The organism is Acidovorax sp. T1, from assembly GCF_002176815.1.
Lineage (GTDB): Bacteria > Pseudomonadota > Gammaproteobacteria > Burkholderiales > Burkholderiaceae_C > Acidovorax.
In genome coordinates this window covers 112,347-127,297 of sequence record NZ_CP021649.1, presented here as the reverse complement: position 1 = coordinate 127,297, position 14,951 = coordinate 112,347, and the positions used below count along the sequence as shown (strand labels likewise).

Sequence of the window (14,951 nt, the reverse complement as noted above, 5' to 3'; positions counted from 1 at the left end):
TATTGTTTAAATACAAAAATTCTGAAGACGTGGCCGGTGGACGCTCACGAAAACGTCAAGCTCAACACCAATACGACCACTCCCGACGCCATCGCGCCCAGGTAGCCGAAAACAACCGATTTACCGACCTGCGCTCCACCCGTCGTCCAGGCGATGCCGACCTTGGCCACCATGTTTGCCAGCGTCGCGAGACCGAGCGCCGTGACGGTGGCGACCGTGGACAATCCCCCGGCACCGTGCAGCCGAGCGAGCGAGATCAAGATCGCATCCACGTCCGCCAGGCCAGAAACCGCCGACAGCACGTAGAGGCCACTGGTGTCCAGCCATTGCTTTGCCGCGGGCACCAGGACGCTCATGACAGCGAGCAGCACACCAAAGCCAAGCGCGGTACCCAGGTCGAATGGCGCCATCGCGCCGACAGCGCCCTCCCCCACGACCGTGCGGTCCAACTTGCGCCACCGCCATAGCGCCATACACAGCAGCACCACGCCAGTGACCACCAGAGCGCTGCCGAAGGTGGACAACAGCGTCGGCCGGATGACGCCCAGCAGAACGACCATGCGAAAGAACATGACACCACAAGCGGCCAGAGTGCCGGCTACCGCGGCGCCGGCCAGCGAAGGCTGCTCGCGTGCATAGCGAGCCAAAGCCAATGTGGCGGCCGTGGAAGAGGCCAGCCCTCCCAGGATCCCGGTCCACAGCACCCCCCTTTGCGCGCCCGTGATCCGCATGGCGAAGTGCCCCGTCAGCGACAGGCCCGCAATCAAAATGACTGCCCACCACAGCTGGTATGGATTGAGCGCGGCGTAGGGCCCCAGGCCGGTATTGGGCAGGTAGGGGAGGATGACCATGGACAAAACCAGCAGCTGAAGCGATGCCGTCAGCTCGCGGTGATCGATCAAGCGCAGCCAACCGTGCAAGGTCGGCTTGAGGTCGAGCAACACAGCGCCAATCACCGCAGCCGACAAAGCCAGGGTGATGTTGCCGTGCGCCGCAAAGGCACCCAGGACCAAAGTCAGTAGCATCGCCACAGGGGTTGTGGCACTCAGGTTGCCCGACAGTTCGGCATTTCGGACGTAGGACACTGTCAGCAGCAGAGCGAGTCCGAGCAGCGCACCCAGCAAAGGCCAGGCGCCGAAATCTGGCTGCAGATGCCCAAGCACGCCACCGAGCAGTCCGGTCAGCGCAAAGGTGCGCAGGCCTGCAACACGTCCACCCTCCGGCAATTCGCGATCGTGCCAGCCGCGCTCCAGGCCAATCACCAGACCGACAGCAAGCGCGGCAACCAAGCCCGGGGCGCCCGGGGGGAGTTCGTAGCTGTTCATCGGTGCTCTACGTTGATGGCCTGCGTAGCCGCATGCACGATCTTGCGCATGCCAGGCACCAGGACCGCACTACCGGTATAACGCGAGTCTCCATTGAACAGCGCCACCTCATCGGTCCAATCCAGGCTCAGCATAAGTTCCTCACGCAGCATCGCACCCTCGGTCACTGATTTTCAGGTTGTTGTACTTCGCATTGGTATCCACCTACCTTGTGTGAATGCACGTTATGCATTTTGCGAGACCAAGGCTGACCGGAATATGTTTCAAAGATTACATCTTTGTCATGCACTTCTTGGAGCGTGGCATATCAGCCACCGATGAACGTTGGCGCGTTTGATGGCCACATGGGCCCGCACAACAGTGTTGCGGAAGTTCAACTTGGATGTGGTGATGGCGTCCCTGGCGCCCGAATTGATCTCGTGACGCTTGACTCATTCGTTAAGAGTTTGGGGCACGCAGCCAATCTTGGGTTCGCGCCGGCCGGATCGCCCGATCGGCACAGTTGGCCCCCAGCTTCATTGGAGTCTGCACAAACGGTGCGGCAGTGAGCGTGTCATTGGAAAGCGTCAGCCGCTGCAGCAGCCACCCTTGCCACGTTCCTGGATCGGCGGACAAGGCACTGAGCCGTAAGAACAGTACGCACAGCAGTCACCCGACTTGGGCTTTAGCACGGTGTGACATTGCTCGCACTCGTAGAACCACTGGCAGGCGTCCGTGGGCATCGTCTCTGTCTTGGCGTGGCCGCACTCGGGGCAGGTCAGCGTCGATTCCAGTATCACCGCAGTCACTTGGCGTCTCCCAACACGGTCGCGGGATACCCTGCGTTCCTAGTGGCGCGTGTGAGGACCTCGACATTCGCCTTCGTATCATCGAACGTCACCTTGGCCTCGCGCCGATCCAGATTCACGTCGATCTTGCTGACGCCGGATACCTTGGTAAGCGCCTTCTTGACTGTGATCGGGCAGGTGGCGCAGTTCATATCGGGCACGGACAGCGTGACACTCTGCGTGGTAGCCCAGAGGGGCGAAGCAGAAGCGGCCACCATGGCCAGAGCAACGAGTTTTTTCATAGCAATCTCCATTCAGTAAAACCAGGGAGCGATCAGCGGGAATCCGAGCGCGACGATGACTAGCGCCACCACGGTCCAGAACAACGACTTGTGGCTTCGGTTGACTTGCTGTAGCGCGCAAGCCTGCCCAGCCTCACAGGCTGCTGGCGCTCGCCATATCCGCCTGTACGCAAAAAACAGTGCCACAAGCGCGGCACCGATGAACATGGGCCGATAGGGTTCGAGCAGGGTCAAATTGCTAATCCATGCCCCGGAGACGCCAAGCGTAATCAACACCAAAGGCCCGAGGCAGCAAGTGGAGGCGAGGATGGCCGCCAGACCGCCGGTTAACAGCGCACCACGCCCGCCGCCGCTTCGAGTTTCAGTTGGGGAATCGGGTTTCATCGTTTAAGCTTACTTCCGTAGTTAAGTACGGAGTCAAGTGCCATGAATGAACTAACCGAAACCCTGACCATCGGTGGCTTAGCCGAGGCCGCTGGGGTCAATGTTGAGACGATCCGCTTCTACCAGCGCAAGGGCTTAGTGCAAGAGCCCGACCGCCCCCTGGGCGGCATCCGCCGCTACGGCGAGGCAAATCTGGCCCGGGTACGCTTTATTAAATCGGCGCAACGGCTGGGTTTCAGCCTTGACGAAGTCGGGGACTTGCTGAAGCTCGAGGACGGGTCGCATTGCCCCGAGGCCCGCGAACAAGCCGAACGCAAGCTCAGGGATGTGCGCGCCAAGCTCGCCGATCTCCACCGCATTGAGGCAGTCCTGGAAGCACTGGTGCAGCGCTGCTGCGCCGCAAGGGGACAGGTGCGTTGCCCGATGATCCAGGCGCTGCAGGAAGCGTGACGATGGAACTCTTGAAAGTTGCCATTCTGTTTGCGGTGACGGCAGTAGCTGAAATCGTTGGCTGCTACTTGCCCTGGCTGGTCGTAAAGCAGGGCAAGTCGGCATGGCTGCTCTTGCCGGCTGCCGTTTCCTTGACGTTGTTCGCTTGGCTGCTGACCTTGCACCCGACAGCTGCCGGGCGAACCTATGCGGCTTACGGCGGGATGTACATCGCCGTGGCGCTGGTCTGGTTGCACGTCGTCGACGGTGTTGCCTTGACCCGTTGGGACTTCGTGGGAGCGGCCATCGCGCTGGCCGGCATGTCGGTGATCGCCCTGCAACCTGCGACGGATACTTGACGTTCCCGGAGCTCTCCGTTCTCGGTCGTCTCCGCTAATCCAGATGAAAAACGCAACCGTCTGCCCTCCAACTCGCGAAAACAGCGGACTTCTGCCCTTGCACGGTCAAGACGCCAACAGAGGATCCGTATTTCCGTTGCTCCGGCCGCCCAGAGTTCAGACTCTCAATGAAAAAGAGAACTTACGGTGCTGGCTTGTATAACAACGCTACCTCTTGTTGGGTTCTCCAAGTATTCCCGCCGTCAAGGCAGTAAACCCGGTGCCCGTAGGTCACTGGTCTCGCCACTTTTATCCCCCGGGTCCACCGCGGTCTCTTCAGGGGCGAACTCCACGCCGATTTGGGAAAGACGCTCAAAAAGTGCCATGTTTTGGTGGTTCTCTGCACGCTCGAACAAGAGGACCTCGATCGGGCGCCACATTGCCACCCAGCCAATAATCAACAAGCCTTCGCTAATGGCAATAAGCACTTTGCTGTTGCCAGGATTAACCAATAAGGCTCGTGCAAGCAGCGTCGTCGCCAGAACGGCAAGTCCCGTGAACAGTAAGCGCATGCCCTGTCGCACCCTTCGGCGATACCGGCGCCTGCACTGTGCATGCTGCGCCTGAAAGTGCGCGTGGATCGCTCGCGTGATCTCCGCCTCGTACTCTCTGATCGGCGCCGGGACATGGAGCACAAGCCGAAGCGGTTCATCTAGACCATATTCACCCGCACAGTCGACAATATAGTTTTTAACGGCATGGCTCAGTGTTTTCTCATGGAGCGGTGAAGGGTCCAGAGAATCGTAAAGCTGCGTGATTCGTTGAATTCGAATATCGATGACCGTCATTTGGACATACGGCAAGGCTGGCGCTGGCTGGTTCTACTTTTTTGTGTACCGTACGTACCGGTGTAGGCGACGGGCCCCACTCAAGGCGTTACGCTGATGCCGTTGGGTGCCTTACCGACAGGAACGGTCTTCGTTACCTTGCGGTCTTTCACATCAAGCACGGAAACCGAATTGGCGTAGATGTTCGTCACATAGGCGTACCGCCCGTCACGATCAACAACCACGCCATGAGCACCAGCGCCAGTTACGACTGTCTTGACGACCTTGAAAGTCTCCAGGTCAATCATGCTGACGGTCTTGCCCGGCATCTTGCGCGTACCCTGGTTGGCCACCAGGAGCGTGCGCGAGTCAGGCGTGGCATACAACTGAATCGGCACCGTTCCTACCTCAACCTTGCGAATTACCTTGCGCGTTTCTGGGTCTATCACGGCTATGGCGTTTTCGCCCGACAACGAGGCAAAGGCCAAACGGCCGTCTGGCGTGAAGCCAGTCTGGGCCGGACCTTTGCCGGTCGGCACCTGCGCAATCTCCTTCTGGCTGGCGGTGTCGATGACCGATACCGTGCCACCCTTGAGATTGGCGACGTAGACCTCCTTGCCATCCGGGCTGAACCGAAGACCATGGGGAAACTGACCGACCGGAATCGTCGCCACGTGGCTCCGCGCCGCTGTGTCGATCACAGTGACCGTGTTGTCGCCGCCATTGGTGACATAGGCAAAGCGGCCGTCTGGTGACACCACCACATGGGCTGGGTGCATACCCACCGGCACCTTGGCGACGACTACGTTGGTCGCGGTGTCGATGGCCCAGATCGCGCCCGCTTTTCCCATCGCATCGTGGTCGCCTTGGGCCATGCCCTTGTGCGCAGAAACGTCTGCTACCTGGTCAGGCTCGCCGTTGTTGGTCACCCATACGAGCTTGCCGTCGGGCGACACTTGCACGTTGTGGGGCATCTTGCCGACGCGCACGTTCGTCAGCGTATTCAACGATTCCGCATCGAGGACGCTGACCGTGTCAGCGTTTTCATTGGCCACATACACTTGGTCGGCGGCCAACGTGGTTCCAGACCAGGCCAGCAGGCCGATCTGGACCGCTGTCGAAAGCCAGTTGATTTTTCTTCTCATCATGATCAATCCTTGTTGAGAAACGGCCCCTAGATCAGGGCTATGTCCACTTTGTGGTCCGGTATAGCCGTCACCGTTTTTTCCATCATGTCCAGGACGCATAAAAACTAGTCAGGGCGTTGAAAAATCAGACGAAACGCTTGCTCAACCGCAGCGTCGCGGCCTTCACGCAGTCGTCCCAGCGCATGACTTACTTGTTCTGCGGCTTCACGCTCACGCTCGATCATTGGGTGATGCTGCGCAAGCGGCTGTCGGCTCCTAGCGAGGGGTTCGGCCAACAGACTGACCCCTTTCATCCACGGACTAAATGCTTCTGAAAACAAATACCTGCTGCTGCGCATTGGATGGAGCCACTTGAGCACTTCGGCTGTCCCCGGCGTGGACAGCGCTTGCGCCCAGGGACTGACGAATGCCCGGTAAAGCGCCTCGTTGAATGTCGAGACCTGTTTCACCCGCTCAAAAGCTTCCTGCGGGTAATCCGTTTTCAGGTCTTCCACCTCACGGGGTTCGTAGCGGATGCTGAAGGAAGGCTTATGGCAGTCCGGGTCACCCGACGGGTTGTCGATCTTCATTTCATAGAGGCCCGGGGCCAGCGCCTCAATCTCAGCCAGGCTCTCCAGGATCGCCCGGTGCTCTAGACGCGCCACCCCGGCGGAGACAAAAATGCCGAGATGGCCGACGTGCGGGTTCGTGAGGTAGACGATGCGCTGTCCGGCCTGCTTGAGATCCTCGGTGTCTTTGTAGACTGCCGGAATCCATCCGAGCGCCTGGTGTGGTGGCGTAATGTTGTCGCCGTAGGACGCAAAGATGACGATTGGATTCCTGATCCGCCTGAGGTCAGCAGTGCAACCCTGGCAAATCTGGAAAAGACCCTGTTCAAGCTGGTTGCCGATGAACAGGTTTTCAACAATCGCAAGGATCTCTTCCCGACTCAGGAAATAAAAACCGTTCCACCAACGCTCGAACTCCAGAAAACGCGCCTGCTCACTGTCGACGTTGGTGAAGAGTTGGGCGTACTTCTCCCAAACAGCCTTTTCGGGCTTGAGGTTCTCGAAATTCTGCGCCAGCCAGGCTCCATCGAAGCGGCCATTGCCCAGGTCGGCCGTCAGATGCGCCAACCAGCTGCCGCCAAGGAGCCCTCCGGAAAGACGCATCGGATTGACACCGGACTCGCCAGCCCAATATGACAAGGGTGAGCCATTGAGCACCACCGGTCCGACCAGACCGGCGCAGTCTGCGGACAGCAGCGTCAGCGCCCACCCGGCCTGGCAGTTGCCATAAAGCACAGGAGGATTGCCAGGATGGCGTTGCGCAACTTCTTCGGCGAAACGCCGCAGCACATGCAACACGTCTGCCAGGGTCTGCCCCAGAGTCGGCTCGGGAAAGAAGATCACGAAATAAACCGGATGGCCCTCGCGCATGGCCATCCCGACTTCGGAGTCGCGCTTGAAGCCGCCAATGCCGGGGCCGTGGCCAGCGCGTGGATCGACGATGATGACTGGCGGTTTGTCAGAGTCGACGCAGTCGTCCCAGCAATGCCCGTCGATTTCCGTGATGCGCAGCAGTGCATAGTTGACGGACCGTTCGAAGCTGCGCGCGTCCAACAGCGTTTCATACTTGAAGTCCAGAAGCGGCGGCAATCCGGCTCGCTCGTGCTCCAGCATGTTGTTCGCGCGCTGGCGAAGCGTGTCCCAGAACAGAATGGTGCGTTCGAAGAAGTCGCGCTGGTAATCGAAATAGTCCTGCGCCGAAGGTGCTTCAGCTGCTCTTTTCATGCCACTAGACGCATCCTGTGGCGCAGGCTTCAACAACTCCTCGGAATGATCCAAGACGGTCGGTGGTAGATCCTTTGTCTGGCGGTGCGTCCATTGCACCGCTGCTTCCTTACCCACCGCCGTGGTGCGTTGAGAGGTCCGAGGCTTTTGTGGTGACGTGGGGATTTTCATCATTCCTCCGAACCACGGGGTCATTTTTTTCCGCGCCGTAAACGCAGAGCATTGAGAATCACCGACGCCGAACTGAGGCTCATGGCCAGCGCCGCGATCAGAGGGGACAGAAGCCACCCGGTGAACGGATACAGCACGCCAGCGGCAATCGGCACCCCAATGCCGTTGTAAACGAATGCGAACAGGAGGTTCTGGCGCATGTTTCGGACGGTGTCGATAGAGATGTCGCGTGCGGCGGTGATGCCGCGCAAATCGCCTTTGACCAGCGTGATCTGGCCGCTGTTCATGGCCACATCGGTCCCCGTGCCCATGGCCACGCCGACATCGGCCTTTGCCAACGCAGGCGCATCGTTGATGCCATCGCCGGCCATGGCGACAATGTGGCCCTCTTTCTGGAGCCGTTCCACGAGCGCCAGCTTGTCTGCGGGCTTGACTTCGCCATGCACCTCGTCGATGCCAAGTTTTGCACCCACTGCCTTGGCGGTGGTCAGACCATCGCCAGTTGCCATCACGATGCGCAAGCCGCTGGCGTGCAAAGTCCTAATGGCTTCCAGCGTGGTGGCCTTGATGGGATCGGTCACAGCCAGGATGCCAGCCAGTTGTCTGTCCACGGCCAGATGCATCACGCTGGCGCCTTCACTGCGCAGACGCTCGCCATCGATCTTGAGCGCATCAGTGGCCACGCCCTCCTGCTGCATCAATGCGGTGTTGCCCAGCACCAGATGCTTCCCATCGACCATGCCGCGCACGCCAATACCGCTGCCAGATTCGAAATCTAGCGGTTTGATCAGTTCCAGGCCCTTGGCACGTGCTGCACTAACGATGGCCTCGGCCAGGGGATGTTCGCTGCCTTGGTCCAGGCTGGCGGCCAAGCGCAACACTTCGTCCGCGGTATAGCCGGGGGCGGCAACTGCGGTGTCGAAGGCGGGTTTACCTTCGGTCAGCGTTCCTGTCTTGTCCACAATCAGCGTGTTCACCTCGCGCATTTTTTCGATGGCGCCAGCATCGCGGAACAGTACTCCCTGTGTCGCGGCACGCCCTGTGGCCACCATCACCGACATCGGCGTGGCCAGTCCCAGCGCACAGGGGCACGCGATGATCAGCACGGCCACTGCGTTGATCAAGCCAAACACCCAGCTGGGTTCCGGACCGAACAGCCCCCAGACAAAGAAGGTGGCAATGGCGATGAGCACCACCACGACCACAAATTTGCCGGCGACCACATCCGCCATGCGCTGCATGGGAGCCTTCGAGCGCTGGGCATTGGCCACCATCTGAACAATCTGCGACAGCATGGTGGCCGCACCGACTTTCTCGGAGCGCATCACCAAGGCACCACTGGTGTTCATCGTGGCCCCAATCACCTTGTCACCAAGGCGCTTGGTCACCGGTACAGGCTCACCGGTCAGCATGGATTCATCGACCGCACTGCTGCCTTCGGTCACAACGCCATCGACCGGCACTTTCTCGCCGGGGCGGATGCGCAACAGGTCACCGACGTGAACATTGCTCAGCGGTACGTCTTCTTCGCTGCCGTCCGCATTGACGCGACGTGCCGTCTTGGGTGCCAAACCGAGCAGCGCCTTGATCGCTGCAGAAGTTTGCGAACGGGCCTTCAACTCGATGATCTGACCCAACATGGTCAGCGAGATGATGACCACTGTCGCCTCGTAGTAGACCGCCACACGCCCCAGGGAGATGAACGAATCCGGGAAAACGCCCGGCGCCACGGTGGCCACGAGGCTGTAGAGAAAGGCCGCGCCCGTTCCCAGAGCGATCAAGGTCCACATGTTGGGGCTGCGATGGACAACGGACTGCCAACCGCGTACGAAGAAGGGCCAACCCGTCCACAACACGACAGGTAAGGACAGCACCAGCTCAACCCAGGTTTGCACCTTCATGTCAAACCACCCGAGGCGGTGGCCGAACATGGCAAGAACGGTGACGATGACCGTAAAGGGCAGCGTCCACCAGAAGCGGCGCTGAAAATCCTTCAACTCATGGTTTTCTTCCCCGTCCAGCGGAATGATGGGCTCCAATGTCATACCGCACTTGGGACAGGTGCCAGGATGATCCTGCCGCACCTCGGGGTGCATGGGGCACGTATAGATGGTGCCGGCAGGCTCTGGCGCGGTGTCCGCGGGTGCTGTAGGTACAAGGTACTGCAGTGGGTTTGCCGCGAACTTTCCTTGGCACTTGGCGCTACAGAAATAATAGGGCCGACCTTCGTGCGTCAATTTGTGTTCAGACTGCTCCGTGACGGTCATGCCGCACACCGGATCCTTCAGCTCCGATGGCGGGGCTGGCTCGGCTGGAGGGTGACTGCCGTGATGATGGTGTGCATGCATGTCCATTGCTTATTCCTTGTCGTTATTGGTGCGCCGGGGTGTCTGCGCATGGTTGCCATGCCCACCATGGCCGCCGTGGCCGTGCATCAGGTGCATCAGCGGACAGGCGAGGAGCAACAGGTAGGGCCAATAGCCCAAAACATGACCCCAGTGCTCTCGCAGCAGGTAAAAACCGGCGATCAAGGCAGCCGCTGCCAGCGCCATGCCGGCTGGGCGGCGCCAGAACGTAGGCGCATGGGAGTCGTTGTCAGGATGATCCATGGCGTAGCTCCTTCAGAGTTGCCAAAAAAGTACGGGGGAGCGCAATCGCCCGGCCGATCAATCCGTAATCAAATGCCGTGGCCGTTATCGGCAACCACAGCCCCCCGTGCCGCCACTGTGGCAGCCCGATGCTTTAGGCTGCGAAGTCGCAGCGGGAATGGATGTTTCTGTAGCCAGCTGTGCTGGGTAGCCCGCATCCGTCAAGGCCCTCAGCAAAGGAGCGCTGCCCTGCGCCAGTTCCCCGCTCACCCGGACGCGGCCAGACGGGAGATCGACCTCCACCCCGCGGACCCCGGGCAGCGGCTGCAATGCCTGCGTGACGTGCTTCACACAAGAGCCACAGCTCATACCATCGACTTGCAGATCAATCGTGCTCATATTTCAAACTCCTAAAAAATGAAACGTGTACCGCCGGGAAAAAATCCAGATCATCTTTTTGACACAGAGTCAGTGGTCGACTGGGATTTGCCAATGCGAGGAATAAACCGGGGTGTTCGCTGGGCGTAGCTGTCGTACTCAGCACCAAACTGTTTGCGCATTTCGTTCTCTTCGGTGATGGCGAGACGCCCGTACATCAGGAGCAAGACTGGGAACATGACCAAGGTCAGCAACGTGGGCCACTGCAGCAGGAAGCCCAGCAAAATCATCACGAAAGCCACGTACTGCGGATGGCGAGTGCGTGCATAGGGGCCGGCTGTGGCGAGCGACTGGCGACGCTGAGCGTGGTACAGCACATTCCACGCGGTGGACAACAGGTAGAAACCATAGCCCAGAAAAACGTAGCTGGCGATGTGCAGCGCGCCAAAATGCGGGTCGCCCTTTTCGCCCAAGAGGGTAGACCACAGGTGACCCGAGCTGTGGGAGAGCAGATCCAGGTTAGGGAACTTGGTTTGCAGCCAGCCCGACATCAGATAAATCGTCAACGGGAAGCCATACATCTCTACGAACAAGGCAACGACGAAGGCTGCGAATGCGCCAAACGTTCTCCAGTCACGGGCCGTCGCAGGCTTGAAAAAGCTGAACGCAAACATGATGAAGATCGCTGAATTGATGATGACCAGCGACCACAGACCATAAGCGGATTCGGTATGGTTCATCGTGAATCCCCTTCATTGCGTGATTCGGTAGATTTCGTTGCATCAGGCTTGCTCTGGCCATGTCCGCCATGCCCCCCATGTCCGCCATGCATGAAGACATGCATCAGCGGGCAGGCGAGGAGCAGGAGAAAAGGCAGCGCCCCGACGACATGCGCGAGGTGTTCGGTCAACAGGAAATATGCCGCCACGCCGCCTATCACCACGAGGCCGATGGCATAGCGAGAACTCCAAAAGCTGGGGGGCGACTCGTGCCCGCCGTGTTGATGGTTCATGGTGACCCCCAATTCGGTGAATGCGTTACTTGGCTGGCGTAGCTGGCAGACGGTCCATCATCATCTGCATCATGGACTCCATCATTTGCAGGCGCTTTTCCATCATCTGATGGCGCTCGGCCATGTTGGTGGGCATGCCCTTGCCACCTTGCATGCCACCCATGCCCTGCATGCCTGCGCCCATCTGCTGCATCATTCCCATACCGTCCTGCATCAGCTTCATGTGCTCATCCATGAGCGCCTGCCGCTCTTCTGGTGTTTTGGCCGCCATCATCTTTTCGTGCATCGCTTGCATGGCTTTCATCTGTTCGTCCATCTTGGCCATTCCGGCCATCTGCCCCGCACCCGTTGGCGTCGCGGCCGCCTTCATTTGGGTGGACGCAGGCGATGTGCTTCCTGCAGGGTGATGGGCCTTGTGCTCATCGGCGGTTTGCGCCATCACGCTCAGTGAGAGCGAAGCGACACAGATACCAACCAGGGTATGGCGAATTTTTGACATAGTGCTCTCCTTCTTCCGGTGAAAAACCGTCGCATTCAGCATTCAAACCCTCTGACCGCGACGACACAGCACGCCCGCGCAGCGTGTTCTTACTGAGCGGGCTGAATGTCAGTGACAACCATCTTCCCGCCCTCGTTGATGACCATGAACTTGACCTTGTCGCCGGGCTTCACTTTGCCCAGCAGACTCTTGTCTTTTGCGGTGAACACCATGGTCATGCCGGGCATGTCCATGTGCTTGATTTCTGCGTGCTTGATGGTGATCTTGCCAGTTTCCTGATCGACCTTCTTGATTTCGCCGTCCGTCAGGGATGCCGATGCTTGGGACATATCCATCTTGCCGTGATCCATCATGGTCTGGGCGAAACTGCCCATGGGCGTGAATGTGCCCATGGCAAGAGCGGAGATGGCCAGAATGTTCTTGATGGTTTTCATGATTTCCTCACGATTGAGAGTAAAAAAAGTGGGTTATTTCATAGCCACTTTGACAGCGCCTTTCATACCGGCCTCGAATGACCAGACATCAGGCACGCGAACTCGGCAGTGCCCGCCTTCTTGGCGAATTGCCAGACGATCTCACCTTGCTTGCCAAGGGCCCGCGTGACCTTGCTGGGCACATCACAAAAAATGACCGATCTCATGGAGGTGATTCTGAAGCGCGGTCATGTCAGAAAGCTGTGCGCCGGATTACAAATTTGTTATCTACGTGTCAGGCACGCAGAAACTCGTCAAACTCACGTCTACGCCAGATAGCGGAGAGTGACCATGAAGATATTGATCGTCGAAGATGAACCTAAAACCGGCGAATACCTTCGCCAGGGATTGAGCGAGGCCGGATTTGTGGCCGACCTGGCGCAAAACGGTAGTGATGGCCTGCACCTGGCACTCCAAGGTGAATACGACCTCGTGATCCTGGATGTCATGCTGCCCGGACTGGATGGCTGGCAGGTGCTGCAGTCGCTGCGCAATCGCGGATTGCAGATGCCTGTGTTGTTCCTCACGGCGCGGGACCAGGTGGAAGATCGGGTCAAAGGGTTGGAATTGGGCGCTGACGACTATCTTGTCAAGCCCTTTTCATTCGCCGAGTTGCTGGCCCGTGTACGGACAATCTTGCGCCGGGGCCGAGGAGGCACCGAAACCAACACATTGCGCGTGGCTGACCTGGAACTTGATCTGCTGCGCCGACGGGTCTCGCGGGGTGGCCGTCGCATTGACCTGACAGCCAAAGAATTTGGTTTGCTGGAGTTGCTGTTGCGCAGGCATGGAGAAGTGCTTCCTCGCTCGCTGATTGCCTCCCAGGTGTGGGACATGAACTTCGACAGCGACACCAACGTGATCGAAGTGGCGATGCGCCGCTTGCGCCTGAAGATTGACGAAGGCCAGGACGTCAAGTTGATCCAGACCGTGCGGGGCATGGGCTACGTGCTGGAAGCACCGGAGAACGCTTGAATGTTTCGGTTCTTCTCGCTCACCCATCGTTTGGCCATCTTTTTCACGACGGTGGCCGCAGCCGTCGTGCTGGGGCTTGGAATGTTGTTCCTGGTTGCGACCGAACGCCACTTCCTGGAACTGGATCGAATCACGCTGCAAGACAAGCAGCACCTGATCGAGAACATAGTAGTCAATGCCAACTCCACCGATGACATCCCATCGCGCTTACGCGAATCTTTGAACAATCACCACGGCTTGTCTGTCATTGTCAAAAACGCTAATGGGGATGTTCTTTTCAGGACTGAAGGGTTTCAACCTCCAGCCACTTTGGACGCGCCAAAACCAGAGCATCGGATTTCCGAGATTCAGAGTTGGAAAAATCAAGGCCGTGAATTTCGCGCGTTGAACTTGCGTTTCAACCCTGCCAATAGTGCGGCGCCACCACTGGATGTCCTGATCGCCATTGACATGGAAGATCACATGCAATTCATGGCGCAATTACAGCGTACGCTTGTGCTCTATGCTATTTGTGCCATCTTTGTCAGCGGGATGCTGGGATGGTTCGCAGCCTACAAAGGGATGGCACCGTTGCGCGCCATGAAGACCCAAGCCACAACGGTCAGTTCCCATCGTCTCGATGAGCGAATGCCCATCGAAGCAGTTCCTGTGGAAATGGCTGACTTGGCACAGGAACTCAACAAAATGTTGGACAGGCTGCAAAATGACTTTCAACGACTGTCCGAGTTCTCCTCGGACTTGGCGCATGAAATTCGCACGCCCATCAGCAACCTGCTGACGCAAACCCAGGTGGCACTCGCCACCCGGCGAGACGCTGACACCTATCGAGACATACTGGCGTCGAACGCGGAGGAATTCCAACGCCTGGCGCGCATGGTGTCGGATATGTTGTTCCTGGCCAAGACGGATCGTGGGGTTGACTTGCCGAACAAGGAGCGGTTTTCTGCAGCCAAGGAAGCCCAGGCCTTATTAGAATTTTATGAAGCCGTCGCTGAAGAAAAGGGTGTTACGCTACACCATTTCGGTGATGGAGCCATCTTGGGTGACCGATTGATGTTTCGCAGAGCGCTGAGCAATCTGTTGTCGAACGCATTGCGCCATTCCAAAGACCATAGCGATGTAACGATTGACATCAGCGAGACAGCGCAAGCCATTGTCGTAACGGTCGAGAACACGGGGGAGGACATTGATCCTCAAAGCATTCCTCGTCTGTTTGACCGCTTCTACCGTGCCGACCCGTCTCGGTCGCACCCACAATCCGATGGTGCTGGCCTCGGACTATCAATTACCCGGGCCATTGCACAAGCGCATGGAGGACGTGTGACGGTTGTATCTGGCGCGGGGAGAACAAAGTTCAGTCTGGAATTTCCTAGCAAGTTGGCGTAATAGGAACAACTAACGCCAACAGAACTTCCACCAGCGTAACAGCACCTTATCTACTTACTGATCGGGATCAGTTTTTCTGTAGAGACTTCCTTACGAAGGGTTTCCAACAAAATGTAACCGACTACTCATCACTTCGTCACGAATGAACGGAATAATGAATACGCAATTCATGCAACC

At 58.4% G+C, this 14,951-nt stretch carries 19 protein-coding genes; 4 read left to right on the top strand and 15 right to left on the bottom strand.

Annotation, left to right across the window (positions count from 1 at the left end; all coding sequences use genetic code 11):
- Positions 1–44: 44 nt before the first annotated feature.
- From CCX87_RS19590 to merT, 5 genes are all read right to left on the bottom strand, one after another.
- The gene (locus CCX87_RS19590) at positions 45–1,325 is read right to left on the bottom strand and encodes an MgtC/SapB family protein (protein ID WP_087748576.1); all 1,281 of its coding nucleotides are present in this window, start codon (positions 1,323–1,325) and stop codon (positions 45–47) included.
- On the bottom strand, positions 1,322–1,459 hold the full coding sequence (locus CCX87_RS21170) for a hypothetical protein (RefSeq protein WP_198314822.1): 138 nt from the start codon (positions 1,457–1,459) through the stop codon (positions 1,322–1,324). Before CCX87_RS21170 ends, CCX87_RS19590 begins: the two co-directional genes overlap by 4 nt.
- Positions 1,460–1,891: 432 nt before the next feature.
- Positions 1,892–2,113 (bottom strand): GDCCVxC domain-containing (seleno)protein, encoded by a 222-nt coding sequence (locus CCX87_RS21455; RefSeq protein WP_087748575.1) that lies wholly within the window; start codon positions 2,111–2,113, stop codon positions 1,892–1,894.
- Positions 2,110–2,394, bottom strand: coding sequence for a mercury resistance system periplasmic binding protein MerP (merP, locus tag CCX87_RS19580; RefSeq protein ID WP_087748590.1), 285 nt, complete (start codon positions 2,392–2,394; stop codon positions 2,110–2,112). The genes CCX87_RS21455 and merP overlap by 4 nt, the downstream gene beginning before the upstream one ends.
- A 12-nt stretch (positions 2,395–2,406) precedes the next feature.
- Entirely contained in the window at positions 2,407–2,778 is a 372-nt protein-coding gene (gene merT, locus CCX87_RS19575) for a mercuric ion transporter MerT (protein WP_087748574.1), read from the bottom strand.
- A gap of 42 nt (positions 2,779–2,820) precedes the next feature.
- Between merT and merR the strand changes: the two genes are divergently transcribed.
- Positions 2,821–3,228 carry an Hg(II)-responsive transcriptional regulator gene (merR, locus tag CCX87_RS19570; RefSeq protein ID WP_087748573.1) on the top strand — a complete coding sequence of 136 codons (408 nt, stop codon included), beginning with the start codon at positions 2,821–2,823 and terminating at the stop codon, positions 3,226–3,228.
- 2 nt (positions 3,229–3,230) lie between these two features.
- Positions 3,231–3,566: a YnfA family protein gene (locus CCX87_RS19565; RefSeq protein WP_087748572.1), complete on the top strand. Its 336-nt coding sequence runs from the start codon at positions 3,231–3,233 to the stop codon at positions 3,564–3,566.
- Between the two features lie 242 nt (positions 3,567–3,808).
- Here the strand turns inward: CCX87_RS19565 and CCX87_RS19560 are convergent, their stop codons facing one another.
- The 10 genes from CCX87_RS19560 to CCX87_RS19515 form a co-directional block, all read right to left on the bottom strand.
- Complete coding sequence (locus CCX87_RS19560; RefSeq protein WP_087748571.1) at positions 3,809–4,393, bottom strand: hypothetical protein; 585 nt, start codon at positions 4,391–4,393, stop codon at positions 3,809–3,811.
- An 80-nt stretch (positions 4,394–4,473) separates the two neighbouring features.
- Entirely contained in the window at positions 4,474–5,520 is a 1,047-nt protein-coding gene (locus tag CCX87_RS19555; protein WP_087748589.1) for a YVTN family beta-propeller repeat protein, read from the bottom strand.
- Between the two features lie 104 nt (positions 5,521–5,624).
- A complete protein-coding gene (locus tag CCX87_RS19550; protein WP_087748588.1) occupies positions 5,625–7,463 on the bottom strand; it encodes a DUF3141 domain-containing protein in 1,839 nt (612 codons plus the stop codon).
- 20 nt (positions 7,464–7,483) lie between these two features.
- The gene (locus CCX87_RS19545; RefSeq protein WP_087748570.1) at positions 7,484–9,817 is read right to left on the bottom strand and encodes a heavy metal translocating P-type ATPase; all 2,334 of its coding nucleotides are present in this window, start codon (positions 9,815–9,817) and stop codon (positions 7,484–7,486) included.
- Between the two features lie 3 nt (positions 9,818–9,820).
- Positions 9,821–10,072 (bottom strand): DUF2933 domain-containing protein, encoded by a 252-nt coding sequence (locus CCX87_RS19540; RefSeq protein ID WP_087748569.1) that lies wholly within the window; start codon positions 10,070–10,072, stop codon positions 9,821–9,823.
- A gap of 84 nt (positions 10,073–10,156) precedes the next feature.
- A complete protein-coding gene (locus CCX87_RS19535; protein ID WP_087748568.1) occupies positions 10,157–10,450 on the bottom strand; it encodes a heavy-metal-associated domain-containing protein in 294 nt (97 codons plus the stop codon).
- A gap of 50 nt (positions 10,451–10,500) precedes the next feature.
- Positions 10,501–11,169, bottom strand: coding sequence for a methyltransferase family protein (locus CCX87_RS19530; protein WP_087748567.1), 669 nt, complete (start codon positions 11,167–11,169; stop codon positions 10,501–10,503).
- A complete protein-coding gene (locus CCX87_RS19525; RefSeq protein ID WP_087748566.1) occupies positions 11,166–11,441 on the bottom strand; it encodes a DUF2933 domain-containing protein in 276 nt (91 codons plus the stop codon). The genes CCX87_RS19530 and CCX87_RS19525 overlap by 4 nt, the downstream gene beginning before the upstream one ends.
- 25 nt (positions 11,442–11,466) lie before the next feature.
- On the bottom strand, positions 11,467–11,940 hold the full coding sequence (locus CCX87_RS19520) for a hypothetical protein (RefSeq protein ID WP_087748565.1): 474 nt from the start codon (positions 11,938–11,940) through the stop codon (positions 11,467–11,469).
- 89 nt (positions 11,941–12,029) lie between these two features.
- Complete coding sequence (locus CCX87_RS19515) at positions 12,030–12,374, bottom strand: copper-binding protein (protein ID WP_087748564.1); 345 nt, start codon at positions 12,372–12,374, stop codon at positions 12,030–12,032.
- A 330-nt stretch (positions 12,375–12,704) separates the two neighbouring features.
- Here CCX87_RS19515 and CCX87_RS19510 point away from each other — a divergent pair, with 330 nt between their 5' ends.
- Together CCX87_RS19510 and CCX87_RS19505 are read left to right on the top strand one after the other, a co-directional pair.
- Positions 12,705–13,388, top strand: a complete 684-nt coding sequence (locus CCX87_RS19510) for a heavy metal response regulator transcription factor (protein ID WP_011804755.1) — start codon at positions 12,705–12,707, stop codon at positions 13,386–13,388.
- Positions 13,389–14,774, top strand: a complete 1,386-nt coding sequence (locus CCX87_RS19505) for a heavy metal sensor histidine kinase (RefSeq protein ID WP_087748563.1) — start codon at positions 13,389–13,391, stop codon at positions 14,772–14,774.
- Positions 14,775–14,951 lie beyond the last annotated feature (177 nt).